This window comes from Streptomyces atratus (assembly GCF_900119365.1).
Lineage (GTDB): Bacteria > Actinomycetota > Actinomycetes > Streptomycetales > Streptomycetaceae > Streptomyces > Streptomyces atratus_B.
The window spans coordinates 250,186-264,231 of the sequence record NZ_FPJO01000004.1; the positions used below are offsets into that span (position 1 = coordinate 250,186).

15 protein-coding genes are annotated in these 14,046 nt (G+C 70.1%); 11 read left to right on the forward strand and 4 right to left on the reverse strand.

Going from position 1 to position 14,046, the window contains the following annotated elements:
- Nucleotides 1–319 precede the first annotated feature (319 nt).
- Nucleotides 320–583, forward strand: coding sequence for a hypothetical protein (locus BT364_RS10050; protein WP_072484785.1), 264 nt, complete (start codon nt 320–322; stop codon nt 581–583).
- Between the two features lie 51 nt (nt 584–634).
- Here BT364_RS10050 and BT364_RS10055 read toward each other — a convergent pair whose 3' ends face one another.
- On the reverse strand, nt 635–1,348 hold the full coding sequence (locus tag BT364_RS10055; protein ID WP_072484786.1) for a hypothetical protein: 714 nt from the start codon (nt 1,346–1,348) through the stop codon (nt 635–637).
- A 296-nt stretch (nt 1,349–1,644) separates the two neighbouring features.
- Here BT364_RS10055 and BT364_RS10060 point away from each other — a divergent pair, with 296 nt between their 5' ends.
- Complete coding sequence (locus BT364_RS10060) at nt 1,645–2,304, forward strand: HAD family hydrolase (RefSeq protein ID WP_177328074.1); 660 nt, start codon at nt 1,645–1,647, stop codon at nt 2,302–2,304.
- A 47-nt stretch (nt 2,305–2,351) separates the two neighbouring features.
- Here BT364_RS10060 and BT364_RS42660 read toward each other — a convergent pair whose 3' ends face one another.
- On the reverse strand, nt 2,352–2,558 hold the full coding sequence (locus BT364_RS42660) for a hypothetical protein (RefSeq protein ID WP_256259668.1): 207 nt from the start codon (nt 2,556–2,558) through the stop codon (nt 2,352–2,354).
- The gene (locus tag BT364_RS42665) at nt 2,555–2,920 is read right to left on the reverse strand and encodes a hypothetical protein (RefSeq protein WP_256259669.1); all 366 of its coding nucleotides are present in this window, start codon (nt 2,918–2,920) and stop codon (nt 2,555–2,557) included. Before BT364_RS42665 ends, BT364_RS42660 begins: the two co-directional genes overlap by 4 nt.
- Nucleotides 2,921–3,077: 157 nt before the next feature.
- On the opposite strand from BT364_RS42665, the gene BT364_RS10075 reads away from it, so the two are divergent.
- The 8 genes from BT364_RS10075 to BT364_RS10110 all read left to right on the forward strand — a co-directional run bounded on the left by BT364_RS10075 (nt 3,078) and on the right by BT364_RS10110 (nt 12,314).
- Nucleotides 3,078–3,275 carry a hypothetical protein gene (locus BT364_RS10075; RefSeq protein WP_072484789.1) on the forward strand — a complete coding sequence of 66 codons (198 nt, stop codon included), beginning with the start codon at nt 3,078–3,080 and terminating at the stop codon, nt 3,273–3,275.
- A gap of 207 nt (nt 3,276–3,482) precedes the next feature.
- Complete coding sequence (locus BT364_RS10080; RefSeq protein WP_072484790.1) at nt 3,483–4,160, forward strand: TNT domain-containing protein; 678 nt, start codon at nt 3,483–3,485, stop codon at nt 4,158–4,160.
- Nucleotides 4,161–4,167: 7 nt separating this feature from the next.
- Complete coding sequence (locus BT364_RS10085; RefSeq protein ID WP_072484791.1) at nt 4,168–4,401, forward strand: hypothetical protein; 234 nt, start codon at nt 4,168–4,170, stop codon at nt 4,399–4,401.
- 576 nt (nt 4,402–4,977) lie between these two features.
- Nucleotides 4,978–5,481 carry a hypothetical protein gene (locus BT364_RS10090; RefSeq protein ID WP_072484792.1) on the forward strand — a complete coding sequence of 168 codons (504 nt, stop codon included), beginning with the start codon at nt 4,978–4,980 and terminating at the stop codon, nt 5,479–5,481.
- Nucleotides 5,451–6,869 (forward strand): hypothetical protein, encoded by a 1,419-nt coding sequence (locus BT364_RS10095; RefSeq protein WP_072484793.1) that lies wholly within the window; start codon nt 5,451–5,453, stop codon nt 6,867–6,869. The genes BT364_RS10090 and BT364_RS10095 overlap by 31 nt, the downstream gene beginning before the upstream one ends.
- Nucleotides 6,866–8,368 (forward strand): VWA domain-containing protein, encoded by a 1,503-nt coding sequence (locus tag BT364_RS10100; RefSeq protein ID WP_256259670.1) that lies wholly within the window; start codon nt 6,866–6,868, stop codon nt 8,366–8,368. Before BT364_RS10095 ends, BT364_RS10100 begins: the two co-directional genes overlap by 4 nt.
- Nucleotides 8,369–8,403: 35 nt before the next feature.
- A complete protein-coding gene (locus tag BT364_RS10105) occupies nt 8,404–9,516 on the forward strand; it encodes an ATP-binding protein (RefSeq protein WP_072484794.1) in 1,113 nt (370 codons plus the stop codon).
- Nucleotides 9,513–12,314: a DUF5682 family protein gene (locus BT364_RS10110; protein ID WP_072484795.1), complete on the forward strand. Its 2,802-nt coding sequence runs from the start codon at nt 9,513–9,515 to the stop codon at nt 12,312–12,314. The genes BT364_RS10105 and BT364_RS10110 overlap by 4 nt, the downstream gene beginning before the upstream one ends.
- 102 nt (nt 12,315–12,416) lie before the next feature.
- Here BT364_RS10110 and BT364_RS10115 read toward each other — a convergent pair whose 3' ends face one another.
- The gene (locus tag BT364_RS10115) at nt 12,417–12,611 is read right to left on the reverse strand and encodes a hypothetical protein (RefSeq protein WP_177328075.1); all 195 of its coding nucleotides are present in this window, start codon (nt 12,609–12,611) and stop codon (nt 12,417–12,419) included.
- Between the two features lie 473 nt (nt 12,612–13,084).
- On the opposite strand from BT364_RS10115, the gene BT364_RS10120 reads away from it, so the two are divergent.
- Complete coding sequence (locus BT364_RS10120) at nt 13,085–13,864, forward strand: VOC family protein (protein WP_072484797.1); 780 nt, start codon at nt 13,085–13,087, stop codon at nt 13,862–13,864.
- The last annotated feature ends 182 nt before the right edge of the window (nt 13,865–14,046 follow it).

The window sequence follows — 14,046 nt, forward strand, 5'->3', positions numbered from 1 at the left end:
CGGACCCGGCGGAGTCGGACTTCTCCATCCGGTCCGGCCGGTTCTGGCACGCCTCCCAGGACAGCCAGGTGAAGGCGCCGGCCAAGCTGCTCGACCTCTACCGCACATCGGTCGGCCGCAACTCCGTACTGTTGCTGAACGTGCCGCCCAACCGGGCCGGCCGGATCAGCGATCCGGACACTGCCGCGCTGGCGTCTTCGGGCAGACCGTACGCGCCACCCACGGCACCAACCTGCTGTCTCCGCCCGGCAGCTCCCCGCTCGCGGACGAAGAGCTGACCTCCGCGTGGAGCCCGGCGGGCGACGCGCACTCGGGGGAGGTGGCCCTGGAGTCCCCGCAGCCGGTCACGTTCGACCGGATCGTGCTCCAGGAGGACATCACCCGCGGGCAACGTGTCGAGTCCTTCGCCGTGGACGTCTGGGACCGCACCACGCGGAAGACCGCCGTGCGGGCGGGCACCATCGGGTACAAGCGCATCGAGTACCTGAGCGCGCCCGTCACCTCGTCCAAGGTCCGGCTGCGCGTCCTTGGCGCCCGCGCCAACCCGCACATGGCGAAACTGGGTCTCTCCAAAGCCTCCTGACCCACCCCGCCCGATGCCGGCGCGAACGCCCCGGCATCGGGCGGGATGCGTCTACGCGGTGAGGTCCTCCCGGTCATGGGCGCGCCGGGCCTGCGGAACACCGGGATGGGCCGCGGCAGGGGCCGGTGCAGCGGCGACGTGTTCGGGCTGTGTCCGGCGCCCCGGATCGTCGTCGAGCGGCTGCGCGTCGGTCCAGTAGATGCTGAGCATCGTGCGGAGGGTCGTCGGATGCTGGCCGGGGCCGGTGGGCACGGTCAGCCGGTCGAGATGCTGCCACAGCTCGTGGTCCACCTGCTCGGCACCGCCGCCGTTGCGGGCGTGGACCGCCTGGTGGCGCTGCACGGCGACGGCCAGCTCGCGGAGCGTCTCCCGGCTCTGCTGCCCGGCGTTGTGGCTCTGCGCGCGGTTCACGTTCCGCTGCTCCTGGCCCAGCTCGGTGATGGCCCGCTGGACGCGCTGGTGGAAGTTGGCCGTGCGACGGCGCAGCGACTCGAAGTCGGCCCGGGTGGCGAACCATTCACGCTTGCCGGCCTCGCCCCGGGCGAAGCACTGGACGCGGAACTCCTCGCGCTCGGTCTTCCGGCGCCGCAGGACGCTCGCGGTCCGTTCGTGGACATGCGTGAGGATCCGCCGGGCCCGCGGCAGATTGTCGGGGTGGGTGATCGCCGCCCACGTTCTGGCGTCGCGGGTGGGCGGGTGGATGTTCGAGGTGAGCATCTGCTCGAACTCTTTGTCGGCGAGCTGCGCGAGGTCCTGGGCGTCCACTACTGGCCTCCAAGCCGGTGTTGGGCGGTATGTGTCCAGCGTGGCGTATGACACTGACAAGCACGTAGAAATCCGGAAATAGAACGCGCCGATGGTGAAGGCTGCAACCGGCGGGATCTAGATGTGACGGTGCGTCAGCCAGAAGGCCGTCAGGGCTGTGTATGCACGACGGCTGCGACGTGACTGCCGAACGCGGATCCATGAACGCGCAGCTCAGGGAGGGGGGCAGGGCCACCCCTCGCATGTCCGAAACTGTATGCCGCGCGGTGGGCGGGAGAGGTACTAGGCTGCCGCCCATGACTCATGGCCCTGTCGAACTGGTGATCTTCGACTGCGACGGTGTCCTCGTCGACAGCGAGCGAATATGCGTCCAAGTGGACGCGATGATCATGGCTGACCTGGGATGCCCGTTCACGGAGGCCGAGATCATCGAGCAGTTCGTGGGATCGTCCGACGAGGTCTACACGGCCGCCGTGGAGCAACGGCTCGGACGGCGGCTGGAGAAGGGCTGGCAGCAGAAGTACGAGCATCTGTACCGGACGGCCTTCGACGCCGAACTGACCGCTGTCGACGGCATCGCAGAGGTTCTGAACACGCTCGCCACACCCCTCTGCGTCGCATCGAACGGCGATCACGACGGCATCAGGCGCAACCTGGAGATCGCCGCCCTGAGCGAGCACTTCTCGGGGAACATCTTCAGCGCCGAGGACGTCCCGACCGGCAAGCCCGCCCCCGATCTGTTTCTCCATGCCGCCCGTTCCATGGGTGTGGAACCCGGACGGTGCGCGGTGATCGAGGACAGTGCGTACGGAGTCCAGGCGGCCCGCGCCGCCGGGATGCGGGCTTTCGGGTACTGCGGCGGCCTCACACCGGCATCGCGGCTCGAAGGACCGCGCACCACCGTCTTCGACGACATGCGCGAACTGCCCGGGCTGCTGGCGGCCGTCAGCATCTGAGGCCGGCAGGGGCTCGGTCAGCAGTGCCGAGCCCACGAATGCCGTCCTCAGGAGCGCCACCGCGGCGCGCGTACCACGTCGTCCTCCAGGACCCCGCAGTTGACGCCGTTGACGACCTCGTCGCCCTTGATGTCCCAGCCGACGACACCGTTGCCCTTGCGTCCCAACTCCACGAGACCCCGCCCGGTGTTGACGTCGCAGGTGACAACGTTCGTCCAGGAGCGGCCGTCCACCGCCCCGATCAGCGCGATCACGGGAAGCACCACCCCGGCCGGCAGCACGGCGGCCACCCACGCGGTGTCCGCGCCGCGTTGGAGTCGGCCGGAGGGTGAGGTGCGGGCGCGCCTGCCGCTGCCGCGCTCCCGGTGCGGTACTCGACGATCACATCGAGACGCAGCACGTACGAGACAAGGGCCACCGTGACCCCCCACCACAGTCCGTGGAAGGCCCCGACCACCAGCTTGGACGGCTCCATGGCGACGAGCGCCTCACTCGCCTCGCCTCCGCCGCCCAGCGTCCAGACCAGCTTGAGGACGGGCACGGCGAAGACGACTGCCGGCAGCACGATGTGGCCGGGCCCGCCCTTGAGGTCCTCCGACTCTTCGTTGTCGTTCACGGCCCAGGTCTTGGCGCGGTCCGGGCGCGAGGCCAGGCGGCGGCCGGCCGAGACCATCACCCGGCCGGAGGACTCCCGGCCGGTCGGTCACCGGGCCGGGAAGTCAGTGACGCCGTGCTGCGTGCTGATCGCGGGCGCTGCGTGAGCACCCGCGCCGTTGCGTGACGGGAAGGGCAAACGGATCGCCGAGATCCTGCCGGGGGAGAGCGCGACCCCGTCCGCGGAGCGGAGTCTGACGCCCGCCGCCAAACGCGTACTGCTCCAGGCCTACGAGCGTTCCCCGGCGGCCGGAGTCTCCTGCATCGGGCCGGAGCACATCCCCGGCGCGCTGCTGGACGCCCAGGTAGCCGAATAGTCCCTGCCACCCCCGACCACAGGGCTTGCCGCGCAGTTCCGCGAACTGCACGGCAAGCCCTGTGCGTCGTGTGAGCTCCGCGAGCCACCGCGCAGCCCGACAGATTGGCCGGTTCCGAGCGGCACGGTGCGGATGCTGTGGGTGAATGAACGGTTACCGTTGGTCAGTTACCCGTGAATGATCTTCAGCACCCGAGGGGACATCTGAATGAACCGCATGCGCAACGTACTTGCCGTGCTCGGCATCACCGCCGGGCTCATCGCGGCTCCCGCCGCGAGTGCCTCGGCGAAGCCGGAGAACCGGTCGCCCGCGTTCCCGGCCCGCCACGAGCCCTGCACCGGCGAGTTCCGCGGCGATGCCCGACTCGGCCCCAAGTGGCTTCCGAACAACCGGCTGGCCCCCGTGGGCCCGCTCCTCAAGGGGTACAAGCGCACCGGATCACTCTCCCCGCAGGCCTTCCTCAAGCAGTACTGGGAGGGTCCTGCCGACTCCGGCAGCTGGAAGTACCCGCCCAACGACGGATTCGGCCAGGTCAACGGGCAGATCGACAAGGAGCCGACCAAGCTGCGCCCGGGCCAGCGACTGGACCGCTTCGGCTCCGAGTACGGCGGCTACCTGGCGCCCGCCGGTGACGCGTACGCGGAGCGCGCGCTGCCGCCGCAGAACCTCAACACCCGTGACGCAGCCGTCGCTTGTGACTACCGCGTCTACAAGGTGGCCAAGCCCTTCTGGGTGTGGCAGGGCAGCATCGCCCCCTGGTTCGAGCAGCCGGGAGGCGGTCAGCAGATCAAGCTGGACGCGGTCTTCCTCGACCCGGGCGAGGGGCAGCGGCTGAACGTCAAGTGGCTGCTGGACCACGACTACCTCGCACCCGCCGGCGCGTAGGTCCGGCATGGACCGTCGGGAGCTGCGCGCGGCGCTGAGCCGGGCAGGTGTGGCCGACGGCTACTACCGCATCGAGGGCGTTCACGAACCGGTCCCCACCCCCACGGACTTCCTGTTTCTGCGGCAGGCGTCCGATGGGGGGTGGGAGACCGGCGCGTACGAACGCGGTACGTACGAGGTCATCGCCCGGCACTCGAGCGAACAGGCCGCCTGCGAGCATCTCCTCCGCCTGCTTCTCTGAGGAACGGGCGGAGGGGGAAGGCATGGGGCCCGAGGGTGAACATTGCAACCCGTACGGGTGATTGACCCTCCCGCGGGGCGACGCCGCGCCGGAGCCCGGCTCACTCTGCTGCTTGTGATCGAGAACTTGCTGCGTGCTGCCACGGCGGTCGCTCTCACCGCCCTGCCCCTCACCCCGGCGAGCCCGGCGTTCGCCGGGCAACGCCCCCTCTCACCACAGGCGAGCCCATGCGCCGCCGTCGTGGTACCTGCCGGACGTGTCTGTGTGCCGTCGCCGAAGCAGTGCATCACGACACCGTGCTCCCAGTACGACCTCGTCGCCGTCCCGTTCCACCCGCTGTCCTCCGACGGGGGAGTCGTGGACTCCCAAGGAGCAGCGGGCACTCCCTGACGCCGGCGGTTGGCGCGAGGAGTACGGCTCAGGACCTGAAGTGCCGAGCCTCATGCATCCATGTGTGACCAGTGGCAGGACCCGTCGTTCGTCCGCGGCCGGGCGTTGTCAGTGCCCGCAGGTAAGTTCGATCGTGTCCTGCCGTTGTGGCGCGGAAGTCGCCATGGTGCACATAGGAGTGGTGCGTTGTCAGACTGGGAGAGGTCGAGCACGGCACGGGTGACAGCACCCGCACGACCGCGCAAGCTGGCCAAAGTCCCGTTCGTCGAGCTGGCCGACGGACGCCTGCAGGGTGTGGTGTCCAGCGGCTCGGACATCGGGCGGGTCTATGTGTCGTCGGTCGCCGCCGGTACGTACACATTCGCCTGCAGCACCAACAACAACCGGCCCTGCGGCGGCGCGCGGGGATCGTTCTGCAATCACATACGGGCGCTGATCAACGAGGCGGTGCTGCAGCACGGCGCCGAGCGCGTCGCCCGCTACCTGAGAGTCGAGACCGCGGACGGGGAGCCGAACGCGCACAGCATCACCGCCGGCATGAGTGACACACGTCCGCCGCAGGGCGACACCAAGGCCGCCGCGCCCGTCTTCAGCCGGTTCCTGCGCCACCTCGCCTACCTGGAACTCACTCCGACCACCTCACCGTTGCCGGAGATGCAGTGGTTCCCGACGACCAGGGCGGTGGCCTGATGCGCACGGACCTGCTCTCGGAGACCGTCGCCGGACTCGACGAGGTCCTGACGGCCGTCGACGCCTTCGACCAGGCGCTCGTCGCCGGCCTGCTCCGTCCACGACCCGCCCAGACCGCCGGGTTGACGGGACTCGCCCAAGCGGTCGCCGGGACCCCGCTTGCCGCCAGGGTCGCCGAGGCGGCCGAGAAGGCGGCGGGCGGAGCCGCGAGCGAGGACCACTTCGTCGCCCTCGCCGCGGCCCGCACCGCACTCCTCGGCTCCGCCCATGACGCGCTGATGGCCCGCATCGAGGAGGCCACCGGCCGGCCCCGCGACGAGGAGACCGTCCCGCAGCCGGCCGGAGAACAGGCGGTGAACCTGCTCGCCGCCGCCCGCTCCTGGCTGTCCGACCTGGCGCGCTCCGGATGGCAGGGCATCGACCACGACGTGGTCTCCGGGGCGTCGCCGGTCGTCTCCGCGATGCTCCCGGACCCCGCGCTGCGCCGCCTGGCGACGCTCCTCGACGGCTTCGCCGCCGAACTGGCCGCGTCCTGCCCGGGCGCTTCGCTGGAGAGAATCCCGGCACGCCGCTGGGCCGACCTGTGGTCCCGCGCGCTGCTGCTCACACTGCCCGGTGCGGCCGAAGCGCCCGTGGCCGGTACGGTCACCGGCCGCCTCCTGCCCCTCGGCGTCGACGTCCATGAACATGCGACGGCCGTACAGGCCCAGGTCCACGCCGTTTTCGAGCCTGCGGACGGCGGCACGCCCCGCCTGGTACGTGCCGGGGTAGCGGTGCCGAAACCGGACACGGTCGTCGGAGCAGGGCTGTGGCAGCTGCTCCGCCCGCACATGTCGCTCCTGGCCGCCGTCAGCGAGGGCCGCTCGATGGACCTCACCGACATGCCGGTCACCGCCGAGGGCGACCTGGTCTGGGACGACGAGCACGCGCGCCAGGGCGAGCCCGCCGACGCCTTCGCCACCGCCCGCGTCGCCCTGCCCACCGCCACCGCCTCGGCGACCGCACCTCTGGACCGGCATCCGGCGCGCATCGCCGTCCCCGTGTTCCTGGAGGGCTACACCGCCCACAAGGACGACGACGCACTGACGTTCACCCTCGCCGGAGGCGCTCTCGTCGTCGACGCCGACCGCATACCGGCCGCCGGACCGCTCACTCCCGAGGCCGTCGTGGCATCCGGCGCGTGCATCGGACTGCTCCGCTGGGACGCCGGGACGTATCTTGTCCAGCCCTTGGCCGTCGAGACGACCGTACGGAAGAAGGCCGTCGCGATCCACGCCGGAGGATGGGCCGGGGGCACGACCGACAAGGCCGGCGTGAAGGCCGAGAAGGCCGCCACCGACGCCGTGGCCGTGCTCCGGGAGCGTGCGGGAAGGCTGCTGCGGAAATGACGGAGCACACGACGGAACGAACGGCGGGAAACACCGCCCCGCAGAATCCGGAGATCCCGCTGAGCCAGGGAATCTTGCTGAGCCAGGAGATTCCGCAGGACCCGGAGACGGACCCCGACGAGAACCGCCGTCAGGTCCTGTACTGGCGGCTCCTCGCCCGCCTCTTCGACCAGGAGGAACAGGGCACGCTGGAATCCGCGAGCCTCGCCGTCGTCGAGGAGATCGGCCTGCCCTCCGCGCTGCTGGACCCACAGGTCTCCGTCGACTCGATCGTGCAGCGTCACCCGGAGCTGGCCGCCGAGTTCGACGGTCTGATGGCACCCGCCCCGGATCCCGACGGCGACGGCACGCGCGACCGGACCGCCGAAGTACGACGGGCGGCGCTGGTGTCGAAGGTGCTGCTCAATGTCTTCGCCTCCGGCTCGGGCACGGTCACCGCCGGACAGCTGGCACGCTGGCAGTCCGACGCGGGCTGGCTGGAACGCGCGCTCGGCTGCAAGCCCGGCGAGCTGCGCGGCGGCCGTGCCGGGGGACGGGCCGCAGGGCCGGGTGTCAGCCCGACCGGGACCGGCGGGGGCGGCACGAACCCCGACCTCAGCCGGCTGATTCCGGCGATCGGCCCGGAACTCGGCAGCATCGAGGCCGAGCTCGTCAAGCGGATGCGCCTGCGCGAAGTACTGGCCGACCCCAAGCTTGCCGCGCAGCTGACCCCGAGCATGTCACTGATCGAACAACTGCTGCGCGACAAGAACAACCTCTCGGGCGTGGCCCTCGCCAACGCCAAGGACCTCATTCGCCGCTTCGTCGACGAGGTCGCCGAAGTACTGCGCACACAGGTGGAGAAGGCCACGGTGGGCGCCCTTGACCGCTCCGTCCCGCCCAAGCGGGTCTTCCGGAACCTCGACCTCGACCGCACGATCTGGAAGAACCTCACCAACTGGAGCCCGGAGGAGGAGCGGCTGTACGTCGACCGCCTCTACTACCGGCACACCGTCCGCAAGACGACACCCCAGCGACTGATCGTCGTCGTGGACCAGTCGGGCTCGATGGTCGACTCGATGGTGAACTGCACCATCCTGGCGTCGATCTTCGCCGGGCTGCCGAAGGTGGACGTCCACCTCATCGCCTACGACACGCAGGCCCTCGACCTCACACCGTGGGTGCACGACCCCTTCGAGACCCTGTTGCGCACCAACCTCGGTGGAGGCACCGACGGCACGGTGGCCATGGCACTGGCCCAGCCGAAGATCGCCGAGCCCCGCAACACCGTCGTGGTGTGGATCTCCGACTTCTACGAATGGCAGACCGAGCCGCTTTTCGAGAGCATGGCCGCCATTCACCGCTCGGGAGCCAGGTTCATCCCGGTCGGCTCCGTCACCAGCTCCGGCCGCGGCAGTGTCAACCCGTGGTTCCGCGAACGCTTCAAGGACCTCGGTACGCCGGTGCTCTCCGGCCACATCCGCAAGCTCGTCCACGAGCTCAAGACCTTCCTCGCTTAGACGTTCAACGCTCATACGCTCAGAAAGGCCCTGTCATGTCCGACCTGTTGCGCGCCCCCGCCGAGATCAAGTACGCCGAGGAACTGGAGTGGCTCGAGTCCATCGACGACAACCCCAAGCCCTTCTCCTGGCGGCTGTCCCCGAAGATGGTCCGCCTGTTCATCCTGGGCTCCGAGCGCTCCGACGGCCTGGACCGGGAGATCTCGCAGAAGTGGTACGGCGACCGCAGTTTCGTCGAGCGCTCCATCGTCACGCTCGCCTCGGACCGTGGTCTGCTGCTCATAGGTGACCCCGGTACGGGCAAGAGCTGGCTGGCCGAGCTGCTGTCCGCCGCGATCTGCCGCAATTCCACGCTGGTCGTGCAGGGCACGGCCGGCACCACCGAGGACCACATCAAGTACTCCTGGAACGTGTCGATGGTCATCGCCAAGGGCCAGTCGCGGGAATCGATGATCCCCTCGCCGATCATGACCGCGATGGAGTCCGGTGCCATCGGCCGCTTCGAGGAACTCACCCGCTCCACCAGCGACGTGCAGGACGCGCTGATCTCGATCCTGTCCGAGAAATACATCTCGGTTCCCGAACTGGACAGCGACAGCATCGTCTTCGCCAAGCCCGGCTTCTCGATCATCGCCACCGCGAACAGCCGCGACCGAGGCGTCAACGACCTGTCCTCGGCGCTCAAGCGCCGCTTCAACTTCGTCCGCATCCCGGTGGTGACGAACAAGAAGAGCGAGGTGGAGATCGTCCGCTTCCGCACCGAGGAACTGCTCCGCCGTCACCAGATCGAACTCGAAGTGCCGCCCACGCTCCTCGACGTACTGCTGCAGAGCTTCGCCGACCTGCGTGCCTCGGCGGCCGCGGCCGGCAGCGACGACGAGAAGCTGGAGTCCGCGCTGTCCACCGCGGAGCAGATCGGTGTGCTCGAGGACGCGGTGCTGCACAGCAACTTCTTCGGCGAGCGCGCCCTGACCGCCCGCACACTGGCCTCCTCGCTCGTCGGGTCGCTGGCCCGGCGCGAGCCCGAGGACCTGGCCATCCTCAACAAGTACCTGCACGGCGTCGTCGAGCCGCGCAGCAAGGAAGAGGGCGGATCCTGGCCGGAGTTCCTGGAGGGCGGCCGCGACGCGATCGCCACCCTGTCATGAGCGGCGCCCACGAGGGAACCTTCGAGGGGCTGCGCGCCCAGCTCCAGGAGGCCGCCGCGACGTTCGCCGACGGGCCCGACGCCCTGGAGGGCATCCTCCTCGGCATCGTCGACGACGTGGACCACGCGGTCCGTGAGCCGCTCGAGATCTTCCCCGTCTGCCATCACTCGCCCGCCTCCGCGATCGCCATGGCCCGCCGCCTGCGGGAGAAACAGCCCAAGGTCGTGTACCTGGAGCTGTGCGAGGACATGGCACCGCTGCTGACCGAGCTGCGCAACTGCAAGCTCCCGGTGGCGGTCCAGTCGTTCGCGACCGACATCGACGGCTTCCCGGCCGAGTGGTCCCCGCTCTCGGTGGTCGCACCGATCACCGAGGCCTCCGCCGAATACCAGGCGATCGCCTACGCACTGGACACGCCGGGCGTCGAGCTGGTCCTCGTCGACCGCTCCTCGGACCACGTCTTCCAGTGGGACACGCGAGGAACGGTGACCGCCGAGCCGGCCGACCAGGACGCTCCGCCCGTCGAGGACGAGGCCGCACTGCATGGCGACGCGGTCGGCGTGGAGATCGGCGACCTGCGACCGCGCTTCGCCGAGCTGGAGGAGCATCTGCTGCGCCACGGCAAGGTGCGGCACTGGTCGGAATGGTGGCACCAGTACGTCGAGCTGCCACTCGGCGACAGCGACCACGACACCTACCGCCAGGTGATGCTCCTGATCGGAAGCCTCTTCCGACGACTGGCACCCGGCGACCCCCAGCGGGTCCGCGTGGACGAGGACCGCGAACGCTACATGTGGACCAGGATGCGCGAACACCTGGCCGCCACCGGTGCCGATCCCGCGGACTGCCTCTACGTCTGCGGCGCGTTCCACGCGGCCAGCCGTGTCGCCGAGTTCGGCGTCCACGGCACCGATACCTTCGAGATCAGCCCGCCCACCGCCACCACCTGGCAGCACGGTCTGATTCCGTCCAGCCATGCGGCGATCGAGGCGCAGTTCGGCCTTGCCGCAGGCTCGGTGTCGATCGCCGCGACCGTGTGGGCGAAGAACGTCAGACGCACACGAGTGGAGCCGTACCGCCTGGCGGGACAGGCGGGTGCGAAGAAGTCGAGGGCCAAGAAGGCCGTGGCCGCGGTGGATCCCGTACCGGATCTCCCACCCTCGGACAAGCTGACCGGCTTCCTGCGGCAACCGCCCGCCCTGGACCGGCTGGACGAGGCAGAACTGCTCGGCTGGTCGGTGGAGATCGTGCGCGCCGCGCGCCGCAACGGCTACCTCTCCTCCACCGCCGATGCCATCGCGGTGTTCGAGACGTCGATCCTGCTGGCCGGAATGCGCGACCGGGCCAGGCCCACGCCGTACGACTTCCAGGACGCCGCCGTCACCTGCATCGAGAAGGACACCGTGCCCGGCCGGCGCGATGTGCGGCGCCTCGTGGAGATCATGATGGGCGGCGACCGGGTCGGCCAGGTCGGCTACGACGCGCTGCCGCCCCTGGCCCGCGACGTGCACGACCGCCTGGCGCCGCTCGGTCTGAAGCTCCAGCAGAGCGGCGTCAAGCGAGCCCTGCTGGACATCGCCTCCCAGCCGGAACTGCAACGCTGTTCCGACGTGTTGTGGATGCTGCGCCACCTGATGCCACAAGGCGCCGCACGCCCGATCATGGGCGAGCGGAAGCTGGGGGAGCGGCCGATCCAGGAGTCGTGGGACCTCGCGCTCGGCACCCACCAGCGTGCGCTCATCGAGCTCGGCTACGAGGGCGTCAGTATCGAGCAGGTGCTGGAGCAGCGCCTGCGCCGTACGGCGTACGACCGGCGCGCCACCGCGGCAACCGTCCTGGAGACCGTCGAGGACGCGACGTTGTACCTGCGCAGCCGTCGCCTCGCCGACGAACTGGGCACCCACGCACTGGAGGTGCTGTCGGCCGAACGCAGCGTCGACGGCGCACCGGAGGTACTGCGCCGCGTACGGAGGCTGCTGGCGTACTACCGCACCAGCGAGCCGGTGCTGCCGCCCTGGATCGAGTCCTTCGTCAAGGCCGGGTATGCCCACTACTGCACCCTGCTGCCGACGGCGTTCACCGACGAGGACGCCACCGTCCGTCAAGTGGCGGCCATGCTGGGCTTCCTGTTCAGCATGGAGAGCCTCGCGCTGTCGCTGGGATGCGACCGGACCCAACTGGCACTGGCGGTGGGGCAGTCGCATCCGGAGGAGCCGTCGAAGACGGCTCTGCTCTGGGCGGCCCAGGTGCAGCTCGGGCATCTGTCCCGTGCGGACCTCCGCGCGAGGTGCGACGAGCTGCTGGGCAACCCCTTGGTGGTGCCCGCGTATCCGCGCTACCTCAGCGGCTTCGTACAAGCGCTGGATCCTGTCCCGGGCCTCACCGACTTCGTGGTGGAGGCGGTGTCGAACGCGTTCGGACGGCTGCCGGACCCGGTGCTCCTGCCGTGGCTGCCGACCCTGATAACCAGTCTGCGATCGGGTGGCTCGGAGCTGGCCCCCCTGCTGATCCGTGAGGCCGGGCGGACCTTTCCCGGCCGGCTCGCGGCGCTGGACGCGTGGGTGCCACCGTGGCGGGCACAGCCGGAGCCGGAGGCGGTGCATTCGGCACGCCGCGCGGAAGGCGGCCGCGGTTTGACGTTGCTCGCCGCACACCCCGCGACGTGCGATGCGGTGGCGAGTCTGCTGGGCTGCGAGGGGGCGTGGGAGACGGCGGATTCCGGCCTGGCAGGCGTGGCACTGACCGGTCGCCATCCGGAGACGGCGGCCGCGCTGGAGGCGCTGCTGGCCGGCACATGACCTGGGGCATCGGGGCCCACGCCACGGCCCCGCCGACGGTGGCACCGGCCCGCGACGCCCAAGGGCAGTCGGCTGTTCAGCAGTCGACTGCCCTTGGCCGGCTCAGTGCACCTCCTCGCCGCACCGAGCCGGGTGGATGACGGCACCCGCCGCGCAGAGACCATCCGCGGCCAACTGCTCCTTCGGCACGACGGCCAGGGTGTCCAGCCAGTCGTCGCCTCCCGCCGCGGGGCTGAAGAAGTCGCCGCCGAGGTTCTCGTCGCCGTGACCTACGCCGAGGGCTGGCTGCCCGAACACCGGCCGCACACTGCCACGACCTGATCGCAACGGCCCGCCACGACCTGATCGCAACGCCGCCGATTCCGGGCGTCCTCAAGCCCTTTTGTCGCTGGTGAGGAGCGCTTCGGCCGGCCGTGGCGCGGGATCGGGCGCGAGGGCCCGGGCGCTGAGATGCGGGGGAGCGGCCAGGGGTACACCGTTGGATCACGAACTCGACCCTGCCGATCGCCGTACATGTCCGTCACCGACCGGCGGACACCGTGCGACGCTCGGTCACGGAGACAGGGGCGAGTCCTTGGGCCTGGTCCGTTCCGACCTCGATGTGCTGCTCCTCACGGAGCGGGCCGGCCCCGAAGAACCGGAGGCGATGCTCGACCTGAGAACCGGGGGATCGCGGAACTCACGGCGGACCGTCGCGACATGGAACTGTTCGCGCAGGTCGAAGCCGAGCCCGTGAGCCATCGGCGGCGGAAAACCCGAAGGAGCATCGAATGCCGGCCCTCGAAAGGATCAGGCCCGTAAACGGAGCTCCCTGCTGGGTCAGTCTGCTGGCAGGCGATCTGCGTGCCGCCCAGAGCTTCTACGCCGACGTCATGGGCTGGGAGTTCGTCGCCAGTACCACCCTCGGCAGCAACTTCTGCGTGGCCATTGCGCACGGCCGGCCCGTCGCCGGGATGGGCTGCTGTTCTCCTGCCACCAGCGCTCCTGCGGTCTGGACCCCGTACTTCGCGGTGGACGACATCGACGAGACCGCGGACCGGATCAGGGAGCGCGGTGCCACGCTCGCCGTCGGGCCCGTGAAACTGGGCGTGGGCCGTGCGGCGATCGCCGCCGACCGTGACGGGGCCGTCTTCGGCTTCTGGGAGGGCACGACCCTGGCCTGGTCGGTGGGGCAGGGCAGCGCCCCCGCGCGGCTGGACCTCCAGACCCGCCATGCCTTCGAGGCCGCCATCTTCTACGCGGAGGTCTTCGGCTGGGCCGAGCCACCCGGCGGCTGTACGGTCGACTACGCGCAGGACCATGTGCGCGTGAAGCTCGAAGAGCGCACCGTCGCCACCCTGCGCGGCGGAGGCATCGAAACCGCCGCGGACCCCAGAATCCGGCCTCGTTGGATCGTCGACTTCCGCGTCGAGGACAGCGCACGGGCCGCGGCCGTCGCCGTCGACGCCGGGGGTGAATCGTCAATGGTTCCCGCACGCGACGGCCCTTCGAAGGACGCCTACATCATCCGTGACCCGGACGGCGCGCTCTTCACCGTGTCCGGCCCATGACACCGACTGCCGTGCAACTGATCCCGGCCGGCGCAAGGCACACGGCCCCGGAGCAACAGGGCGCTCCGGGGCCGTGGCCGACGAGACCGGCCCGCCGTCGGTCAGGGCCGCTCGGCCGGGGTGGCGTCGGAGCTGCCGGTCTCGGCAAGGTCGCCGTCTGAGGGGGGGTGCCTCCGGCCAGA

What these genes read in the sequence shown, in the direction of transcription:
- BT364_RS10080 (WP_072484790.1), top strand. Translation starts at nt 3,483, where the DNA reads ATGAACCGCATGCGCAACGTACTTGCCGTGCTCGGCATCACCGCCGGG.
- BT364_RS10060 (WP_177328074.1), top strand. Translation starts at nt 1,645, where the DNA reads ATGACTCATGGCCCTGTCGAACTGGTGATCTTCGACTGCGACGGTGTC.
- BT364_RS10085 (WP_072484791.1), top strand. Translation starts at nt 4,168, where the DNA reads ATGGACCGTCGGGAGCTGCGCGCGGCGCTGAGCCGGGCAGGTGTGGCC.
- BT364_RS10110 (WP_072484795.1), top strand. Translation starts at nt 9,513, where the DNA reads ATGAGCGGCGCCCACGAGGGAACCTTCGAGGGGCTGCGCGCCCAGCTC.
- BT364_RS10100 (WP_256259670.1), top strand. Translation starts at nt 6,866, where the DNA reads ATGACGGAGCACACGACGGAACGAACGGCGGGAAACACCGCCCCGCAG.
- BT364_RS10120 (WP_072484797.1), top strand. Translation starts at nt 13,085, where the DNA reads ATGCCGGCCCTCGAAAGGATCAGGCCCGTAAACGGAGCTCCCTGCTGG.
- BT364_RS10105 (WP_072484794.1), top strand. Translation starts at nt 8,404, where the DNA reads ATGTCCGACCTGTTGCGCGCCCCCGCCGAGATCAAGTACGCCGAGGAA.